The sequence below is a fragment of the Solibacillus isronensis genome (genome assembly GCF_023715405.1).
Classification (GTDB): Bacteria; Bacillota; Bacilli; order Bacillales_A; family Planococcaceae; genus Solibacillus; species Solibacillus isronensis_B.
The window spans coordinates 298,519-316,084 of the sequence record NZ_JAMBOC010000002.1 but is presented as its reverse complement, the minus strand read 5'-3'; the positions used below and the strand labels follow the sequence as shown (position 1 = coordinate 316,084).

Here is a 17,566-nt window from a genome sequence, read left to right as displayed (position 1 = left end):
GCCAACGAGATGAAAATAACAATTTTGGATAACGATATTTCTTTAAAACGCCAACTCGAGCAAGGCAATGAACAGCAGCTGCTAACGGTACGTGAAGTCATTCAGGATGTGCGTACAAAAGGTGATGCGGCGATTAAATATTACAGTGAAAAGTGGGATGGCTTTGCACCGGAGAACTTACGCGTAGCCGAAAGTGAAATCGTTGAAGCGGTTAAAAATTTTGATCCGCAATTATACGGCGATTTACAGGAAGCAGCAGATAATATTTATCGCTATCATAAAGAACAAAAACGTACGGGATTCCAGTTGCCGTTAGAAGACGGATCGTATTTAGGGCAACGAATTACACCGCTTGATGCAGTTGGATTGTATGTGCCAGGCGGATCTGCAGCCTATCCTTCTTCTGTGTTAATGAATGTTATTCCGGCGCAAGTGGCGGGAGTAAAACGCATTGTCATTACATCACCTGCAGGAAATGACGGGAAATTGCCGGAAGCTGTACTCGTTGCAGCACATATTTTAGGTGTGACGGAAATTTATAAAGTAGGCGGCGCACAAGCGATTGCTGCATTAGCATACGGTACGGAAACGATTGCTCCGGTAGATAAAATTACAGGTCCGGGAAATATATTCGTTGCATTGGCGAAGCGTGAAGTATTCGGTGAAGTGGCGATTGATATGATTGCAGGCCCGTCTGAAATTTGTATTTTAGCGGATGAAAGTGCGTATGCCGATGAAATTGCTGCTGACCTGCTATCACAGGCAGAGCATGATACATTAGCATGTGCTGTCCTGATTACAACAAGCGATGACTTGGCGGATGCAGTGGCAGATCAAGTCGAGATTCAATTATCAAAACTGCCGCGACAATCGATTGCACGAAAATCGATTGAAAACTTCGGGCATATTTACGTAGCAGAATCCATTAAAGATGCGGTACGTGCTGTCAATTCATTGGCACCTGAACATTTGGAAGTCATTACGGATAATGCTGAAAAGGTTTCGGAAATGATTACACATGCCGGTGCAATTTTTATCGGCCGCTATAGCTCGGAGCCGGTAGGGGATTACTTTGCAGGCACAAATCACGTATTACCGACGAACTCAACAGCGCGCTTTGCAAGTGGCTTGAATGTCGATGATTTTATTAAGCGCACGAGCGTTGTTTATTATAGCGAAAAAACTTGGCAACAAAATGCGCCGAAGATTGCGCGTCTTGCACGACTTGAAGGGTTGGAAGGACATGCAAGAGCGGTAGAATCGCGCGGCTGGGATAAAGGAGAAGAATAAATGACACGTTTTGCAAAAATCGATCGCGATACAAATGAAACAAAAATTAAAATAGAGCTCAACTTGGACGGTACAGGTCAAGCCGACATTAAAACAGGTGTTGGCTTTATGGACCATATGCTCGATCTATTTATCAAGCATGGATTATTTGACGGCAAAATATTGGCGGACGGGGATACATGGATTGATGATCACCATACGACAGAAGATATCGGAATTGTGTTAGGACAAGCATTCCGAGAAGCGTTAGGCGATAAAAAAGGAATCAAACGCTACGGTACTGCATTTGTACCGATGGATGACGCATTAGCGCAAGTTGTCGTTGACTGCTCAAACCGTCCGCATTTGGAATACCGCGTTACACCGGAACTCAATGCGAAAGTAGGGAACTTTGATACAGAGCTTGTCCATGAGTTTTTATGGAAGTTTGCACTGGAAGCGCGTATTAACCTGCATGTCATCGTTCCTTACGGCCATAATACACACCATATTATTGAAGCGATTTTTAAAGCTACGGCACGTGCATTGGATGCAGCGGTTGAAATCGATCCACGTGTAAAAGGTGTGCCATCAACAAAGGGGCTGTTAACGTGAAGATAGGTGTAATTGATTATGGAATGGGCAATCTGTTTAGTGTCGAACAGGCATTGAAGCGATTGGATGTACAAGTAATTGTTTCAAGTGATATGGAACAGCTGGAAGCGGCAGATGCTTATGTGCTGCCGGGTGTAGGAGCTTTTCCAGATGCGATGAAACGTCTGGAAGAAACGGGGCTCATCGACTTCATTAAAACGACGAAAAAGCCGTTGCTTGGCATTTGCCTTGGGATGCAGCTGATGTTTGAGGAAAGCGATGAAGTGGCCCAAACGAAAGGTCTTGGCATCTTCAAAGGCCGTATTCAGCGCTTTACTGATGTTACACGTATTCCACATATGGGCTGGAATGAGCTGAAATTAAACCAAACACCAGCATGGTTAAATAATGAAGACTTGCCGCAAGAACGTCATGTCTACTTTGTTCACTCATACTATGCGAGCGGCATCGATGAGATGGAGCTGATCGCCTCAGCTGATTATGAACACGTTCAAGTACCGGGCATTGTGGCAAAAGATAATTTTACAGGTATGCAGTTCCATCCAGAAAAGTCAGGGCCGTTTGGCGTGTATTTATTGACGGCTTGGACACAGGGAGTGAAAGAGGGCGTATGTTAACAAAACGAATTATTCCATGTCTTGATGTGAAAGAAGGACGTGTTGTAAAAGGGGTACAGTTTGTAGAATTGCGTGATGCAGGCGATCCTGTAGAGTTAGCTAAATTTTATGATGAGCAAGGCGCTGATGAGCTTGTATTTCTTGATATTTCCGCTTCGCATGAAGGTCGGGAAACGATGGTCGATGTTGTCCGTCAAACGGCAGCAACATTGGCGATACCGTTTACAGTAGGCGGCGGAATCCGAACGATCAATGATATGAAGCGTATTTTACGTGCGGGTGCCGATAAAGTATCGGTCAACACATCTGCACTGGAACGCCCGCAGCTTATTAAAGAAGGTGCGGATTACTTCGGGGCTCAATGTATCGTTTGTGCAATCGATGCGAGATACAGTGAAGAAGACGGAACGTGGATGGTATATACTCATGGCGGCCGCAATAAAACGACATGGACAGCAGTCGATTGGGCGAAAGAAGCGGTACGATTAGGTGCCGGAGAAATTCTTCTTACATCGATGAATCAGGACGGCGAAAAATCAGGCTTTGACCTGGCATTAACGAAAGCGGTACGTGACGCGGTAACAGTCCCTGTCATCGCAAGCGGCGGGGCAGGAAATGCCGAACACTTCCGTGAAGTATTGCAGGATGTTGATACAGATGCGGCACTCGCAGCGAGTATTTTCCACTATAAAGAAACGAGCGTAGCAGAAGTGAAAAGCTACTTAAAAGAAAAAGGGGTTCGTGTACGATGAACGTAAAATTTAATGAACAAGGCTTAATTACAGCCGTAGTACAAGATGCACAGTCAAAAGAAGTATTAACAGTAGCTTATATGAACGAAGAATCACTCCAAAAAACGATTGAAACGAATGAAACTTGGTTTTATTCACGTTCTCGTCAGGAGCTTTGGCATAAAGGCGCAACGAGCGGCAACACGCAAAAAGTAGTTTCGATCAAAACAGACTGTGACAAGGATGCACTTGTGATTGAAGTCATTCCAGCTGGTCCGGCTTGTCATAACGGAACGACTTCATGCTTTACTGAAAGCTTGTTAGAAAATGAACGTCCAGGCTCTGTCGCAATTCTTCCGCAGCTTGTAGAAGTGATTAAACAACGTGAAATCGATATGCCTGAAGGGGCGTACACAACGTATTTATTCGATAAAGGAATCGATAAAATCTGTAAAAAAGTCGGCGAAGAGGCTACAGAAGTTGTTATCGGTGCAAAAAACCGCGATGCAGAAGAAGTGAAATGGGAATCAGCAGATCTTCTTTATCACTTATTAGTATTGCTTCAAGAGCAAAAAGTCGATGTTTATGAAGTACTGGATGTATTGCAAAAACGTCATGAAGGAAAGAAGCAGTAACAACCTGAAAATTAACACCGCTTTGTCAGACGTGTTTTTAGTACATATGTGCCGAATATGCTATAATAGTAAGAATTGATTAAGGGACCACACCTGTGCGTTCCTTATTTCTTTGTTTACAAACAAATGACCTGCGTATTTGATGATATAGAATGTATTGAACGGAATGACTCGGAGGAATATTATTGGAAAATAAACGTTTAAAACCAAAAGCTACTAATGTCGTGTCGTTTGTTCCGAATGGTGATTATTATTACAAGAAAGCTTTAAAGGCAATAGAACGAGACGAAATGGATAAAGCATATAAATTTATTAAGCGCGCGGCGGATTTAAGTCCGGATGATGCGCATGTGTTACTACAGTACGGGATACTTGAAATGGAACTGCAAAATTTTGAGCATGCATATGAGTTAATTCACACAGCCTATAGTTTAGAGCCGAATGAATCTGAAATCATTTTCATGCTGGCGGAAGTGTCGGGCTGTATCGGTCACATTGCTGATGCCCAAAAATACGCAGCACAATATTTAGAAATGGAACCTAATGGCGCATATACGGAAGACGCCTCTGAAATATTGGAGTTTGTCGACTATGTTGGCGAAGAAATGGATGACATGGACGAATTTGATGGAGCGAAGCATGTGGCACAAGAAAAGGCCCGCCGCCATATGGAGCAGGGAGATTTTAAGACGGCAATCGAAATGCTGGAGCAGCTCATTGAAGAGTATCCAGACCTATGGAATGCCTATAATAATCTGGCGTTAGCTTATTTTTATGTCGGAGATGCGGAACAGGCACGCGCACTTTTATATCGAGTGCTGCGTGAAAACAAAGGCAATCTTCATGCACTTTGCAACTTGGCCGTATTTGCGTATTACGAAAAGAGCAGTGAAGAGCTGAACGAACTGGTCGGTTTATTGAAGAAAATCCAACCGTTCGATTGGGAAAACCGTTATAAGCTCGGTGCAACATTTGCGTTAATCGGGCAATATGAAGAGGCCTATAAATGGCTGCGTTCTATGAGTAAAAAAGGCTATGACGGAGAGCCTGGCTTTTATTTCTGGCTTGCCCAGTCAGCCTACTTCTCAGGACATGAATCAATTGCAAAAGAATCATGGAAAATGCTCATTCAGTTGGATCCATCAAAAGAAGGAATGGAACCGTGGGCAAAGGGTGAAGGCTCTATTTTACGGAATTCCGCGGAGAATCATCGTGATTTCATCATTCGTCAACTAACAGATGAGCATCTGTCAAGCCGATTATTTGGCATGTTTTTATTGAAGCGGTCTGCACATAAACAAGAGATTGTTGCACACCCTTCTCTTATAAATGTCTCGGATTTTACGGCTATTGAAAAGCTTTGCATGGCGTATGCACTGGACTATGATTTCAGTAACGGCAGCAAGGAAGAGCAGCAATTCCTGCGTTTTATGGAAGTTGCTGAACTGATTACAGAAACGAATGATTCGATTTCATTGGAAGTGGCGCAAGTGTTAAGTACATGGTTTGCACTTGGGGAAATTGCATTCCAACAAGGCTATTCGTTTAAAAATCGCGCGGCGCTTGCTGCTGCTGTTGAATATTCGTTCCATACGGCACTGGAAAACAAAGTGACGAAAAAAGCAGTTGCGGGTAAATATAATATTTCGACTGCAACATTATCGAAATACAATGATGAATTATATGAATTTGTACCATCGGACTTTGAATAGGCAGTATATTTGTATTTACCCAAGCAATCTTATACGATAAAAATATATAAAAGGTATACGCAAGAGGAGGATCAACATGTCTGAAGAAAAAATTTATGATGTAGTCATTATCGGAGCAGGTCCAGCAGGTATGACTGCTGCGGTATATGCATCACGCGCTAACTTATCAACATTAATGATTGAACGTGGGATTCCCGGCGGACAAATGGCTAATACGGAAGCAGTGGAAAACTACCCTGGTTTCGATACAATCTTAGGGCCTGAGCTATCGACAAAAATGTTTGAGCATGCGAAAAAATTCGGTGCTGAATATGCTTACGGTGATGTAAATGAAATCATCGATGGTGAAGAATATAAAATTATCGTTTCAGGTAAAAAACAATATAAAACACGCACGATTATTATTACAACAGGTGCAGAGTACAAAAAACTAGGCATTCCTGGCGAAACAGAGCTTGGCGGTCGCGGTGTAAGTTACTGTGCTGTATGTGATGGCGCTTTCTTCAAACAAAAGAAACTGATCGTAATCGGCGGGGGAGACTCTGCAGTTGAAGAAGGCATTTACTTAACACGCTTTGCGGATAAAGTAACAATTGTACACCGTCGCGATAAACTTCGCGCACAAAAGATTATACAAGACCGTGCATTTGCCAATGAAAAAATCGACTTCATCTGGAACACAACAGTAAAAGAAATTCATGATGTTGACGGTAAAGTAGGGAAAGTGACGTTAGTTTCAACAGTTGACGGCACAGAAACGGAAGAGGATGCGGATGGTGTATTCGTATATGTCGGCATGCTTCCATTAACAGCGCCATTTGCTTCACTGAATATTTTAAATGACGCAGGCTATATCGTAACAAACGAAAAAATGGAAACGGCAATTCCAGGTATTTATGCAGCGGGCGATGTTCGTGAAAAAATGCTGCGTCAAATTGTAACAGCTACAGGCGACGGCAGTATTGCAGCTCAATCAGCTCAACATTACGTGGAAGAAATAAAAGAAAAAATAAATCAATAATTCTTTAACATAAATGTAATCATATCGTTACAAAATAAGGGTATACTAAAAGTGGAATTTGTTTTAACCCCCTTATATTTTTATCCTAAGGTTGTTTCAAGCGGTTTACGCTGAAGCAACCTCTTTTTTTGTGACTTTCCGGCATAGGTGTTGACATTATAAATGAAACGCTTGCTTTTACTGAATGCATAGGACAAGGTATAATAGAAATAAGCTTTAGAAAAACACAATTGGCTTCACATAGCGAAATTGTGTCTTTACTTATGTGGAATCCGTGAAATATTTTTTTCACTTATCCATTAAATGAAAAAGTTGAGGTGTTGTGTATGCAACGTATTACAAATTTACTCGCTATTAAAGATGGTCAAGTATTATTGTTACAAAAGCCGAGAAGAGGCTGGTTTGTGGCACCGGGTGGGAAGATGGAGCCAGGAGAGTCCATCTATGACTCCGCTATACGCGAATTCCAGGAAGAGACAAATCTAACACCAAAAGACGTTCATTTAAAAGGCGTATATACAATGGTTATAAAAAATGGAGATACAGTCGTCGATGAGTGGATGCTGTACACATTTATTGCAAAAGATGTTGAAGGTACACCATTTGTCGAAACACGGGAAGGCATTTTGAGCTGGTATGAAATTGATCGTTTAAAGGATCTTCCGATGGCAGCAGGTGACCGTACGAATTTATTATTTGCAGCATTAAATAAAGGTACGCAATATGGTACATTTGAATATACAGAGGATTTTGAGCTAATTAGTGAAAAAATTCAAAACTCGACGGAACAAAACTAGAGGAGATGAAATAAGTGGCTAGTTCGAGCTATACACATGAGTTAGTTATTATTACAGGAATGTCAGGGGCGGGCAAAACGGTAGCCGTTCAAAGTTTTGAGGATTTAGGTTATTACTGTGTAGATAATTTACCTCCGGAGCTTTTAACTACTTTTTTAGCGCTAATGAAGGGTTCCGAAAAAAAGATTTCACGCATGGCTGTTGTCATGGATTTACGTGGGAGAGAATTTTTTGGCTCATTGATCGAATCGCTCGACGCACTACTGGACGAAGAAGATATTTTACTCCGTATTTTATTTTTAGAATCCGATGATGCCACATTAGTTCGCCGCTATAAAGAATCACGTCGATCACATCCGCTTGCACCTCAGGGATTACCGCTGGAAGGGATTCAATTGGAGCGCGAATTGCTCTCTGAAGTAAAAGGGCGCGCCAAATCAATCGTCAATACTTCCAAGTTAAAGCCACGCGAATTACGTGAACGTATCGCCCAGGAATTCAGCAATATGAGCAGTCCTACGTTTTCACTAAACATTATGTCATTTGGATTTAAGCATGGGCTGCCGATTGATGCCGATTTAGTATTCGATGTCCGCTTTTTAAAAAATCCTTACTATGTGGAAGAATTGCGGCATAAAACAGGCCTGCAAACAGAAGTATCCTCTTACGTACTGGCAACGGAAGAAACACAACAGTTAATTGCCAAACTGACTGACTTGTTCACTTTCATGATTCCCCATTACCGTAATGAAGGCAAATCACAGCTTGTCATCGCTTTCGGCTGTACGGGCGGGCAACATCGCTCCGTTACACTTGCTGAATACTTCGGGAAGCTATTGGCAAAAAATGATCAAGTCATCGTTACACATAGAGATATCAATCATAGGAAGGATTGATGAAATGAAAAAAAAGAGAACAAGAATCGTCGTAATTGGCGGGGGGACAGGCCTTTCTACAATTTTGCGCGGTTTAAAGCAACATCCTTTTGATATAACGGCCATCGTTACGGTTGCAGATGACGGTGGCTCTTCTGGGCGTTTGCGGGATGACTATGATATCCCGCCGCCAGGAGATGTGCGAAATGTAATTGCCGCACTTTCAGACGTAGAGCCGTTAGTGGAGCAAATGTTTCAATATCGCTTTTCCCAATCAAACGATTTAGACGGTCATTCGCTCGGAAATTTAATGTTGACGGCTTTAACGGAAATTACAGGTGATTTTAACCATGCGATTGCTGAAATGAGCAAAGTACTGAATGTGCACGGAAAGGTCATTCCAGCAGCGAATAAAAAGGTTACATTACATGCCGAATTAGCGGATGGGTCTGACATTATAGGTGAGTCGAAAATTCCATCAGGCCATGCACCGATTAAACGGGTCTACTTGGAGCCTAGTAATCTCAAACCTTTACCTGCTGCAGTTCATGCGATTGAACGGGCAGATTTTATTTTGATTGGACCTGGCAGCCTTTATACGAGCATCATTCCGAATTTGTTAGTTAAAGGAATCGGGCAGGCAGTTATTCGTGCGAAAGGTGAAAAAATTTACATTGCGAATTTAATGACACAGCAAGGTGAAACGAGAAACTTTACTGCTTCAAAACATATTGAAGCAATCCATGAGCATGTCGGAGAAGCATTTATTCAATCGGTACTGATCAATGAAAAGGAGCTGCCTCCTTCGATTTACGAAAACTATCTTGAAGAAAATGCCGAACCTGTAAAGTTTGATATTGAAAGACTGCAAGAAATGGGCATCAATATTATTCCTAAAGAGATTGCGCTTATTGAAAATGGAACAGTACGTCATGATGCGGTAAATCTCGCTGAATGGCTTTGTGAATATACATTACAGAAAAAACAAACGATGCAAGAATAGTAGTATTGAAGAAACACTACATAGGTTGCTAGGAAAGGGGGAGCGAATCCATGTCATTTGCATCTGAAACAAAGAAAGAACTGACGCAAGTAGAAGCTGGGGATAGTAGTTTAAAGGCTGAAGTCTCTGCCCTTATACGGATGAACGGTTCGTTGAGCTTTGCGAATCGTCAAATAAGCTTGGACGTACAAACAGAAAATGCGGCTATCGCACGTCGGCTTTATACAATTGTAAAGAAGCTTTATCCATATAATGTTGAGTTGCTTGTTCGAAAAAAGATGCGTCTTAAGAAGAACAATGTGTATATATGCCGTGTTCGGGAAGGCGCACGGGAAATTCTTGCGGATTTAGAAATTGTCTCAAATTCATTTGAGTTTAATCATACAATCGCCAAATCAATCATACCGAAAGAAAGTGAACGCCGTGCTTATTTACGTGGTGCCTTTTTGGCGGGAGGCTCGGTGAACAATCCGGAAACCTCTTCCTACCATTTGGAGATTTATTCTTTATATAAGGAGCACGGGGAAGCGTTGGCAGAGCTCATGAACCGATACGATTTAAATGCGAAAACGATCGAACGTAAAAAAGGCTTTGTGACGTACTTGAAAGAAGCCGAAAAGATTTCGGATTTTATGAATTTAGTCGGTGCTGTACAGGCAATGCTAAAGTTTGAGGATGTACGGATAATTAGAGATATGCGTAACAGTGTGAATCGTATCGTAAACTGTGAAACAGCTAACTTAAACAAAACAATAGGCGCGGCGTTGCGGCAAGTGGAAAATATCCGCTATATTGATAATGCGGTAGGCCTTGATCAGCTACCGGAAAAGTTGCGTGAAATAGCACGTCTTCGTGTGGAATATCAGGACGTGACGTTAAAAGAGCTCGGTGAAATGGTTTCAACTGGCGTTGTCAGTAAATCAGGCGTCAATCATCGTCTGCGCAAAATCGATGAAATCGCGGATGCGCTCCGTCGTGGAGAGAGTATTTAAATTCACATAAAGGTACGGAGCAAGTCGTCGAGGCGTTAAAAGAAAAAATTGGTAACGATTTCATAAAAGATGTTTCCAATTGTTGTTCTTTTCGGACAATTTCGTTAAGATAAACTTAGAAGCGATGAACGGTTGTGAAAGGGAGTATTTCAACATGATTGAAAAACAAGTAGAAGTAAAGTTAAAATCGGGCTTACAAGCAAGACAGGCCGCTTTGTTCGTCCAAGAGGCGAATCGTTATAAAGCAGATGTCTATTTAGAAAAAGGTACGAAAAAAGTGAATGCAAAGTCGATCATGGGCATTATGAGCCTAGCTGTTGCAAAAGGCACAGTTGTCACATTATGGGCAGACGGCCATGACGAAGAAAAAGCAATCGACGCACTTCAACTTCTAATTGAAAAAGCGGATTAAGACAAAAGGTTAAAGCGCCCGTTCAACTCCACGTGGGCAAAGCGCCACATCCTTGTGGCATGCCCCCGATGACTCACATCGTATGAGTCCAAGCCTAGGAGGGCCCGACGCAAAAGTAAACGATCCACCACTTTTGCATGAGGGACCTAATGGTGCAAGGAGTTGGTGCTTTATCCTGGACGTGGACAATCATATTATTTAAGCGTTAAACAAAATGCGATAACGAATTTTATTTACAAGACAAAAGCACAGCTGTTCAGTATACATGAATGGCTGTGCTTATTTTTTTGGAATACAAAAAAGCATACAAGACGAATCTTGTATGCTTGAATGAATCGATTATTTTAATTGGTTACGCTCGTAAATTTTATCGATAAGACCGTACTCTAATGCTTGCTGTGCAGACATGAAGTTATCACGATCTGTGTCGCGCGCTAACGTTTCATAATCTTGGCCACTGTTTTCAGCCATGATACGGTTTAATTTTTCACGTAAGTGTAAAATACGTTTTGCAGCGATTTCGATTTCAGTTGCTTGACCTTGTGCTCCACCAAGTGGTTGGTGAATCATTACTTCTGCGTTTGGTAATGCAACACGTTTGCCTTTTGCACCAGCAGAAAGCAGGAATGCACCCATTGAAGCAGCCATACCGATACAGATAGTTGATACATCAGGTTTGATGAAGTTCATCGTATCGTAGATTGCCATACCTGAAGTGATAGAGCCGCCTGGTGAGTTAATGTATAGGTAGATATCTTTATCTGGATCTTCAGCTTCTAAAAATAATAGCTGTGCTACGATTGAGTTCGCAACATTATCGTCAATCCCACTACCTAATAAAATGATGCGGTCTTTAAGTAAACGTGAATAAATGTCATATGCACGTTCGCCGCGGTTTGTTTGTTCAATAACTGTAGGAATTAAGTTCATTGAAAAATCCTCCCTTTGTTAAAGCTTATATTCGATAACTTTTGCTGAAAATGACAAATATTTCAGCTGTAAACCTATCATACACGTATTAGTCAGTTATGGTCAAATATAAACTCTGATTTTTACAGTTGAAAATTAGGGGTTCCATCTGTATAATGAAAAAAGTTGCTTATATACTTATTTATATGTCCTCGTGGTGTAATGGATAACACTTCAGATTCCGGTTCTGAGGCTGGGGGTTCGATTCCCTCCGAGGGCGCTTTCTTTTATAAAGATTATTATTGATCAGAATGAAGTAAAAATAATCTTTCTCTTCCATTTTTCTACAGTTTAATTTTGACGCTACACTATAAGTTTCCGAAACTCATCTAATTTAAACGCTCTTCACCTAAAAAATAAAATTTCTTTTTAAAAAAGCACATTTCCTACTTGAAATATAGGTAGAAAATTAGTACATTAGTAAATGTTGTGTTTTTACAAAGCTAGTTAGATAGACCATACTATCATGTCCTTTAGGGGGCACCATTTTACTGTTTTAATATACGTTTCAATATCAATTGCAAAAAATCATCTGAGGTTTTTTTGCAATAGAGAATGAAGTTTTATTAGGATAAAAAGAATCACTGTACCGGTTCTTTTTATCCTTCATTCGTTCTCTACCTAAAAATAATAATTCAAGGCTGCATGAGAGGGAGTTCCTCTTGTGCAGTCTTTTTATTTTAGTTAAAAATTACCTATCAAATTAACATATATTATAGATAACAGGGAATATATGTAATGTTACGAGAGTCCTTTTGAAGAGGGGAATACAATAATGAAATAGTAATAGAGTGAATAAATATTAAATTATATGCAAATATACCGTTAATTTTGTTATAATAATTCATCATACTGCAATAATAATCAATTTTTTAAAAATTAAATGTTGTATATTAATTGCGGAATTAATATAATTGAACATGTTATTAACAAAAAAACTACTACATCCAGGAGGATATTCATAATGAGTACTAGAAAACTATTTAAATGGGCAGCACCTTTAGCGGCAGCTTCAATGATTTTAACGGCGTGTGGAGCGGACGAATCTACATCCACAGGGGATAAAGAATATAAGAAAATCGTTGCAGGTACGGAAGCTACATATGCACCATTTGAATACTTAGATGATAAAGGAAATGTTGTCGGCTTAGATTCAGAGATTTTAGCAGCGATCGGCGAAGAGATGGGCATTGAAACAGAAGTGAAAAATGTAGGCTGGGACTCAATGATGAGCCAAGTAACAACTGGTGAAGTGGATATGGGCGCAGCGGCTATTACAATTACAGATGAGCGTAAAGAATCATATGACTTTACAGATCCTTACTATGAAGCGACTTTACTGATCGTGACAAAAGAAGGTTCGACAGTGGCATCGTTGGAAGATATTAAAGACAAAAAAATCGCGGTGCAAATTAATACGACAGGTCATATCGCAGCACAGGAACTGCAAGGTGTTGCAAGCTCGAAGATTTTAGCTTATGAAAACTTTTCTGTTGCTTTAACAGAAGTGCTGACAGGTGCAGCTGATGCCGCAATCGGTGATAATGCAGTAATTTTAGATTACCTTGAAAACAATCCTGATTCAGGCTTAAGAGCGGTAGAGGATACTTCATTTGAGAAAGACTACTTCGGCTTTATGGTGAAAAAGGGCAATAAAGAGCTATTGGACATTTTAAATGAAGGTCTTCAAAAAATTAAAGACAATGGCAAGTTAGCTGAAATTACAGGTACGGAAATCGAATAAGCTACATTTAATTTATTGGAGGGTTTCAGATGGATTTTTTTGATTTTTTCCGTTGGGATATAATCTGGAACTACCGTGAACTATATGCAAAAGGACTTTGGGCGACTATTGTTTTAACAGCATGTGGTTATATTGGTGGTATCATATTCGGTCTAGTTTTAGGATTAGGCCAAGTTTCAACAAAAAAGTGGATTTACTGGCCGGCTAAAATATATGTCGACGTATTCCGTGGTACGCCAATGCTCGTACAATTATTATTAATTCACTTAGCTGTTATTCCAACGATTTTTGGAACTTCACAAGGTTGGTGGGTATCGGGTATTGTCGGACTGATTTTAAACAGTGCCGCATACAATGCAGAAATTTTCCGTGCAGGTATCCAGTCGATCGACAAAGGTCAAATGGAAGCTGCCAGATCTTTAGGGTTAACACAGGGCCAGGCGATGCGCAAAGTTATTTTACCGCAGGCGTTTCGTCGTATGATCCCACCTTTAGGGAATGAATTTATTGCATTATTAAAAGACTCTTCACTTGTAACGGTAATTGCCGGAGCCGAAATTTTATATGTAAGTAAAGTTGTAGCCGGAACGTATCAGCGTTTCTGGGAGCCGTACTTATTCGCAGCGTTCCTATACCTTGTATTAACGTATGCTGTAACGAAGCTCATTGCATTTATCGAAAAACGAGTTGATATTAATTACAACCCACGTAAGAAAAAGGAGCGCGCGTAAATGATTAAAGTAGAAAACTTACACAAGCATTTTGGCAAGCTCGAAGTGTTAAAGGGGATTGATTATGAAGTACATGAAAAAGAGGTAGTTTGTGTCATCGGGCCATCTGGTTCTGGGAAATCAACGTTTCTTCGCTGCATGAATTTGCTGGAGGAAGTAACGGACGGTGCAATCTATATTGAAGGTACTAAAATTAATGATCCGAAAACAAATATTAACGAAATCCGTACAGAAGTAGGAATGGTGTTCCAGCAGTTCAACTTATTCCCGCATATGTCGGTCATCGATAATATTACGATGGCTCCAATGCAAATTCGCCAACTGAACAAAGCCGATGCCGAAACACTGGCACTGGAGCTATTGGATAAGGTTGGTTTGCGTGAAAAGGCCTATAACTACCCGCAGCAGTTATCAGGCGGTCAGCAGCAGCGTGTAGCGATTGCCCGCGCATTGGCAATGAAGCCGAAAGTGATGCTGTTTGATGAACCAACGTCAGCCCTTGACCCGGAAATGGTAAAAGAGGTTTTGGAAGTAATGAAAAACCTTGCAAAAGAAGGGATGACAATGGTTGTCGTAACACATGAAATGGGCTTCGCACGTGAAGTAGGCGACCGTGTACTGTTTATGGATGGCGGCTACATCGTAGAACAAGGCCACCCGGATGAAGTATTCGGCAACCCGCAGAACGAACGTACAAAAGCCTTTTTAGGAAAAGTACTCTAAGAGCGGAGAAACTATCTTCTATTATGATGAGTAGTAGAAGGTAGTTTTTTATATTTAATAGAAGGCACTGTTGGTTGGAGTATAGGCGATGGGACTCCTTGGAGGTATCTATATAACCTAAACTATTAGAAGATTCAGAATTACATATTGTGTGGGTCTACTAAAAAATGTATAATCTTAACAAAAATAGAGGGGGTTTTATAATGTTCAAAACGAAGAAGTTTTTAATAACGATGCTGCTAATGGCATTAACAATCATTTTAGCCGCATGCGGTACATCAGACGATGAAACATCAGGAAGCGCAAGATCCGGAGAAGGTGGCGGTAAAAAGCTATTAGTCGGAACAGAAGCAACATTTGCCCCATTTGAATCGATGAACGATAAAGGTGAAATTGTCGGAATCGATGTTGATATTATGAAAGCAATCGGTGAAGAAATCGGTTCTGAAATCGAATTTCGAAATGTAGGTTGGGAGCCGGTATTCCAGCAAATTACGAATGGTGAACTGGATTTAGGTGCATCAGGCATTACCATTACAGATGAGCGTAAAGAAACGTATGACTTCACAGATCCATATTATGAAGCGTCATTAATGATCGTTGTGAAAGAGGATTCTACAATTGAAACATTGGATGAGTTAAAAGATCAAAAAATCTCTGTTCAAATTAATACGACAGGTCATATTGCAGCACAAAACCTGCAAGGGAAATCAAGTTCAAAAATTTTAGCGTATGAAAACCAGCCAGTGGCATTCCAGGAAGTAATCAATGGTGCAACAGCAGCAGCGTTTGGCGATAATGCCGTTGTAATCGAATACTTAAAGAACAATCCGGATTCAGGTTTAAAAGCAATTGAATCAGATCAGTTCGAAAAAGAGTATTACGGTTTTATGGTGAAAAAGGGTAACACGGAGTTACTAAACCGTTTAAATGAAGGGTTAGCAAAAATTAAAGAAAACGGTAAATTAGAAGAAATTACTGGTCAGAAAATCGATTAATAGAAAACACAGGCATGAACCCTTTTGAAAAGGAATTCATGCCTGTGTTTTTAGGTTTATATTAGAAAGTTCTTTAACCGAATCGCTCGGGAAAATAAATTTGCGTCCCTCCCCATTTTTGTAGAGGGGTTTTTGTATTGATTTAAACATTGCTGGAAAATTGCGTCACAATATCTTTTATCGTATCCGTATGCATAACAAGCATCATGGTTCAGACAGCAATTATCTACTGCATTCGTTGGTGCACCAGGTCCAGTACATCCCGGTCCACAGTAACGATAACCAGGGAAGCAGAACCCCGTTGCAGGACGTCTCATCATCCCACCTCCTTTTAGTAGGGGTACCATATAGTATGTTCACCTAATAAGAAGAGGAGGGCAATTCTATTGATTTCATCATAAAAACCCTTACTTTACACTAGCAGACTTTACGGGTGAAACCGAAGATTCGGCTACTTTCAATACTGCATTAACAAGGACATCCGCACCTTTTGAACATTCCTCGTAGGAAGTATATTCGTCTTCACGGTGACTGTAGCCTTTTGCACTTGGGACGAAAATCATCGTAGAAGGAATGTAACCGGCGATAAATTGAGCATCGTGGCCGGCACCGCTGAACATATGATGGCGTGAAAGCCCGAGTTCATCTGTACTTGCTGCTACAGCATGAACAACTTCCGGTGCGAAATACACCGTATCCCGGCTCCATAGCTTTTTGTAGCTCAGCTCGCAATTTTCGATTTCTTTCGGAAGGTCAAAAATAATTTGCTCCACTTGCTGAATGACTGCCGGGTCTTGGTGTCGGGATTCCAACGAGAATGTTACGCTGCTCGGGATGACCGTATGAATATTCGGGTAGGCATTGATGCGTCCGATCGTATAAACAAGATCTTCAGGAAGCTGTTTTAATTTATTTTGTAGGATGGAAATGATTTGCATTGCGGCAAACATACTGTCTTTACGCATGGAAATAGGGGTAGTGCCCGCATGGTTCGATTCGCCGGTTAATGTAATGTCATAGCATACCATGCCAAGAACGCCTTCCACGACACCGATCTCTTTTTTATAATGTTCCAGCACGGGACCTTGTTCAATATGAAGCTCCAAATAGGCATGAGCCTCTGTCAGACGGTTTGCGACATCGCCTTCATAGCCACTTTCTTTTAGGGCTTGTTCAAATGTTACCCCTTTACGATCCGTCGAAGCGAGCATCTTTTCCTTTTCGAATTTTCCTGAAAGTACACCTGAAGCCATTAATGACGGTTCAAAACGTGCACCTTCTTCATTTGTGAAGTTTACGATCGTGATAGGGTGATTCAGTTCGAGTTTTTCATCAATAATCGTTTGGACAGCTTCCAGTGCAGTTAAAACACCTAGCACTCCATCGAAGCGTCCGCCTTTAATGACTGAATCCAAGTGTGAGCCGATGACAATCGGTAAATTATCGGAGTTGGAAGGAAGTGTTGCATACATTGTGCCCATATCATCAACCGTTACGATCATACCTAGCTGTTCGCAAATTTCCTTAAACTTGTTGCGGGCGAGAATATCTTCGGGAGATAGGCTTAAACGTGTGACACCATTATTTTCTGTTGCCCCAAATTGGCTAAATAAATTAATAGTGTTTTGAAGTCGTTCGCGGTTTGTTTTTAACATAAAATTCCCCCTTAAATTCAATAATATATAAACATTAGCACTAGCATATAACAAATTAATATATACT

Annotated in this window: 19 protein-coding genes and 1 tRNA gene; 17 read left to right on the top strand and 3 right to left on the bottom strand. The window is 40.8% G+C overall.

Features of this window, described 5'->3' with window-relative positions; all coding sequences use genetic code 11:
• The first annotated feature begins 9 nt into the window (after positions 1-9).
• From hisD to M3166_RS13285, 12 genes are all read left to right on the top strand, one after another.
• Positions 10-1,290, top strand: coding sequence for a histidinol dehydrogenase (gene hisD / locus M3166_RS13340; protein WP_251690339.1), 1,281 nt, complete (start codon positions 10-12; stop codon positions 1,288-1,290).
• Positions 1,291-1,884, top strand: coding sequence for an imidazoleglycerol-phosphate dehydratase HisB (hisB, locus tag M3166_RS13335; RefSeq protein WP_251690337.1), 594 nt, complete (start codon positions 1,291-1,293; stop codon positions 1,882-1,884).
• Positions 1,881-2,501 carry an imidazole glycerol phosphate synthase subunit HisH gene (gene hisH / locus M3166_RS13330; RefSeq protein ID WP_353056580.1) on the top strand — a complete coding sequence of 207 codons (621 nt, stop codon included), beginning with the start codon at positions 1,881-1,883 and terminating at the stop codon, positions 2,499-2,501. Before hisB ends, hisH begins: the two co-directional genes overlap by 4 nt.
• The gene (gene hisF, locus M3166_RS13325) at positions 2,495-3,253 is read left to right on the top strand and encodes an imidazole glycerol phosphate synthase subunit HisF (protein ID WP_251690335.1); all 759 of its coding nucleotides are present in this window, start codon (positions 2,495-2,497) and stop codon (positions 3,251-3,253) included. Before hisH ends, hisF begins: the two co-directional genes overlap by 7 nt.
• Positions 3,250-3,867 (top strand): bifunctional phosphoribosyl-AMP cyclohydrolase/phosphoribosyl-ATP diphosphatase HisIE, encoded by a 618-nt coding sequence (gene hisIE / locus M3166_RS13320; protein ID WP_251690334.1) that lies wholly within the window; start codon positions 3,250-3,252, stop codon positions 3,865-3,867. Before hisF ends, hisIE begins: the two co-directional genes overlap by 4 nt.
• A gap of 185 nt (positions 3,868-4,052) precedes the next feature.
• Entirely contained in the window at positions 4,053-5,579 is a 1,527-nt protein-coding gene (locus M3166_RS13315) for a tetratricopeptide repeat protein (RefSeq protein WP_251690333.1), read from the top strand.
• Between the two features lie 76 nt (positions 5,580-5,655).
• A complete protein-coding gene (gene trxB / locus M3166_RS13310; RefSeq protein ID WP_251690331.1) occupies positions 5,656-6,600 on the top strand; it encodes a thioredoxin-disulfide reductase in 945 nt (314 codons plus the stop codon).
• 326 nt (positions 6,601-6,926) lie between these two features.
• Positions 6,927-7,397: an 8-oxo-dGTP diphosphatase gene (locus M3166_RS13305; RefSeq protein WP_251690329.1), complete on the top strand. Its 471-nt coding sequence runs from the start codon at positions 6,927-6,929 to the stop codon at positions 7,395-7,397.
• Positions 7,398-7,411: 14 nt separating this feature from the next.
• Positions 7,412-8,293, top strand: a complete 882-nt coding sequence (rapZ, locus tag M3166_RS13300; RefSeq protein WP_340716338.1) for an RNase adapter RapZ — start codon at positions 7,412-7,414, stop codon at positions 8,291-8,293.
• Between the two features lie 4 nt (positions 8,294-8,297).
• On the top strand, positions 8,298-9,275 hold the full coding sequence (locus M3166_RS13295) for a gluconeogenesis factor YvcK family protein (RefSeq protein ID WP_251690328.1): 978 nt from the start codon (positions 8,298-8,300) through the stop codon (positions 9,273-9,275).
• A gap of 50 nt (positions 9,276-9,325) precedes the next feature.
• Positions 9,326-10,267 (top strand): DNA-binding protein WhiA, encoded by a 942-nt coding sequence (gene whiA / locus M3166_RS13290; RefSeq protein WP_251690326.1) that lies wholly within the window; start codon positions 9,326-9,328, stop codon positions 10,265-10,267.
• 154 nt (positions 10,268-10,421) lie between these two features.
• On the top strand, positions 10,422-10,679 hold the full coding sequence (locus M3166_RS13285) for an HPr family phosphocarrier protein (RefSeq protein WP_251690324.1): 258 nt from the start codon (positions 10,422-10,424) through the stop codon (positions 10,677-10,679).
• A 339-nt stretch (positions 10,680-11,018) separates the two neighbouring features.
• On the opposite strand, the gene clpP is transcribed toward M3166_RS13285, so the two are convergent.
• The gene (clpP, locus tag M3166_RS13280; protein WP_251690323.1) at positions 11,019-11,609 is read right to left on the bottom strand and encodes an ATP-dependent Clp endopeptidase proteolytic subunit ClpP; all 591 of its coding nucleotides are present in this window, start codon (positions 11,607-11,609) and stop codon (positions 11,019-11,021) included.
• A 187-nt stretch (positions 11,610-11,796) separates the two neighbouring features.
• Here clpP and M3166_RS13275 point away from each other — a divergent pair.
• From M3166_RS13275 to M3166_RS13255, 5 genes are all read left to right on the top strand, one after another.
• Positions 11,797-11,868, top strand: a tRNA-Arg gene (locus M3166_RS13275).
• A 744-nt stretch (positions 11,869-12,612) separates the two neighbouring features.
• Positions 12,613-13,392 (top strand): basic amino acid ABC transporter substrate-binding protein, encoded by a 780-nt coding sequence (locus M3166_RS13270; RefSeq protein WP_065216733.1) that lies wholly within the window; start codon positions 12,613-12,615, stop codon positions 13,390-13,392.
• 29 nt (positions 13,393-13,421) lie between these two features.
• Positions 13,422-14,123, top strand: coding sequence for an amino acid ABC transporter permease (locus M3166_RS13265; RefSeq protein ID WP_008406394.1), 702 nt, complete (start codon positions 13,422-13,424; stop codon positions 14,121-14,123).
• On the top strand, positions 14,124-14,846 hold the full coding sequence (locus M3166_RS13260; protein ID WP_251690321.1) for an amino acid ABC transporter ATP-binding protein: 723 nt from the start codon (positions 14,124-14,126) through the stop codon (positions 14,844-14,846).
• A 203-nt stretch (positions 14,847-15,049) separates the two neighbouring features.
• The gene (locus M3166_RS13255) at positions 15,050-15,844 is read left to right on the top strand and encodes a basic amino acid ABC transporter substrate-binding protein (protein WP_251690320.1); all 795 of its coding nucleotides are present in this window, start codon (positions 15,050-15,052) and stop codon (positions 15,842-15,844) included.
• A gap of 56 nt (positions 15,845-15,900) precedes the next feature.
• Here the strand turns inward: M3166_RS13255 and M3166_RS13250 are convergent, their stop codons facing one another.
• Positions 15,901-16,161: a Parvovirus coat protein VP1-like protein gene (locus tag M3166_RS13250; RefSeq protein WP_353056579.1), complete on the bottom strand. Its 261-nt coding sequence runs from the start codon at positions 16,159-16,161 to the stop codon at positions 15,901-15,903.
• A gap of 90 nt (positions 16,162-16,251) precedes the next feature.
• Positions 16,252-17,499: a Zn-dependent hydrolase gene (locus tag M3166_RS13245; RefSeq protein ID WP_251690317.1), complete on the bottom strand. Its 1,248-nt coding sequence runs from the start codon at positions 17,497-17,499 to the stop codon at positions 16,252-16,254.
• Positions 17,500-17,566: the final 67 nt, after the last annotated feature.

Bases quoted from the DNA above. Each gene is read 5' to 3' on its own strand.
- hisD (WP_251690339.1), top strand. From the start codon at position 10: ATGAAAATAACAATTTTGGATAACGATATTTCTTTAAAACGCCAACTC.
- hisB (WP_251690337.1), top strand. From the start codon at position 1,291: ATGACACGTTTTGCAAAAATCGATCGCGATACAAATGAAACAAAAATT.
- hisF (WP_251690335.1), top strand. From the start codon at position 2,495: ATGTTAACAAAACGAATTATTCCATGTCTTGATGTGAAAGAAGGACGT.
- hisIE (WP_251690334.1), top strand. From the start codon at position 3,250: ATGAACGTAAAATTTAATGAACAAGGCTTAATTACAGCCGTAGTACAA.
- trxB (WP_251690331.1), top strand. From the start codon at position 5,656: ATGTCTGAAGAAAAAATTTATGATGTAGTCATTATCGGAGCAGGTCCA.
- M3166_RS13305 (WP_251690329.1), top strand. From the start codon at position 6,927: ATGCAACGTATTACAAATTTACTCGCTATTAAAGATGGTCAAGTATTA.
- M3166_RS13295 (WP_251690328.1), top strand. From the start codon at position 8,298: ATGAAAAAAAAGAGAACAAGAATCGTCGTAATTGGCGGGGGGACAGGC.
- whiA (WP_251690326.1), top strand. From the start codon at position 9,326: ATGTCATTTGCATCTGAAACAAAGAAAGAACTGACGCAAGTAGAAGCT.
- M3166_RS13285 (WP_251690324.1), top strand. From the start codon at position 10,422: ATGATTGAAAAACAAGTAGAAGTAAAGTTAAAATCGGGCTTACAAGCA.
- clpP (WP_251690323.1), bottom strand. From the start codon at position 11,609: ATGAACTTAATTCCTACAGTTATTGAACAAACAAACCGCGGCGAACGT.
- M3166_RS13270 (WP_065216733.1), top strand. From the start codon at position 12,613: ATGAGTACTAGAAAACTATTTAAATGGGCAGCACCTTTAGCGGCAGCT.
- M3166_RS13265 (WP_008406394.1), top strand. From the start codon at position 13,422: ATGGATTTTTTTGATTTTTTCCGTTGGGATATAATCTGGAACTACCGT.
- M3166_RS13260 (WP_251690321.1), top strand. From the start codon at position 14,124: ATGATTAAAGTAGAAAACTTACACAAGCATTTTGGCAAGCTCGAAGTG.
- M3166_RS13255 (WP_251690320.1), top strand. From the start codon at position 15,050: ATGTTCAAAACGAAGAAGTTTTTAATAACGATGCTGCTAATGGCATTA.
- M3166_RS13250 (WP_353056579.1), bottom strand. From the start codon at position 16,161: ATGAGACGTCCTGCAACGGGGTTCTGCTTCCCTGGTTATCGTTACTGT.
- M3166_RS13245 (WP_251690317.1), bottom strand. From the start codon at position 17,499: ATGTTAAAAACAAACCGCGAACGACTTCAAAACACTATTAATTTATTT.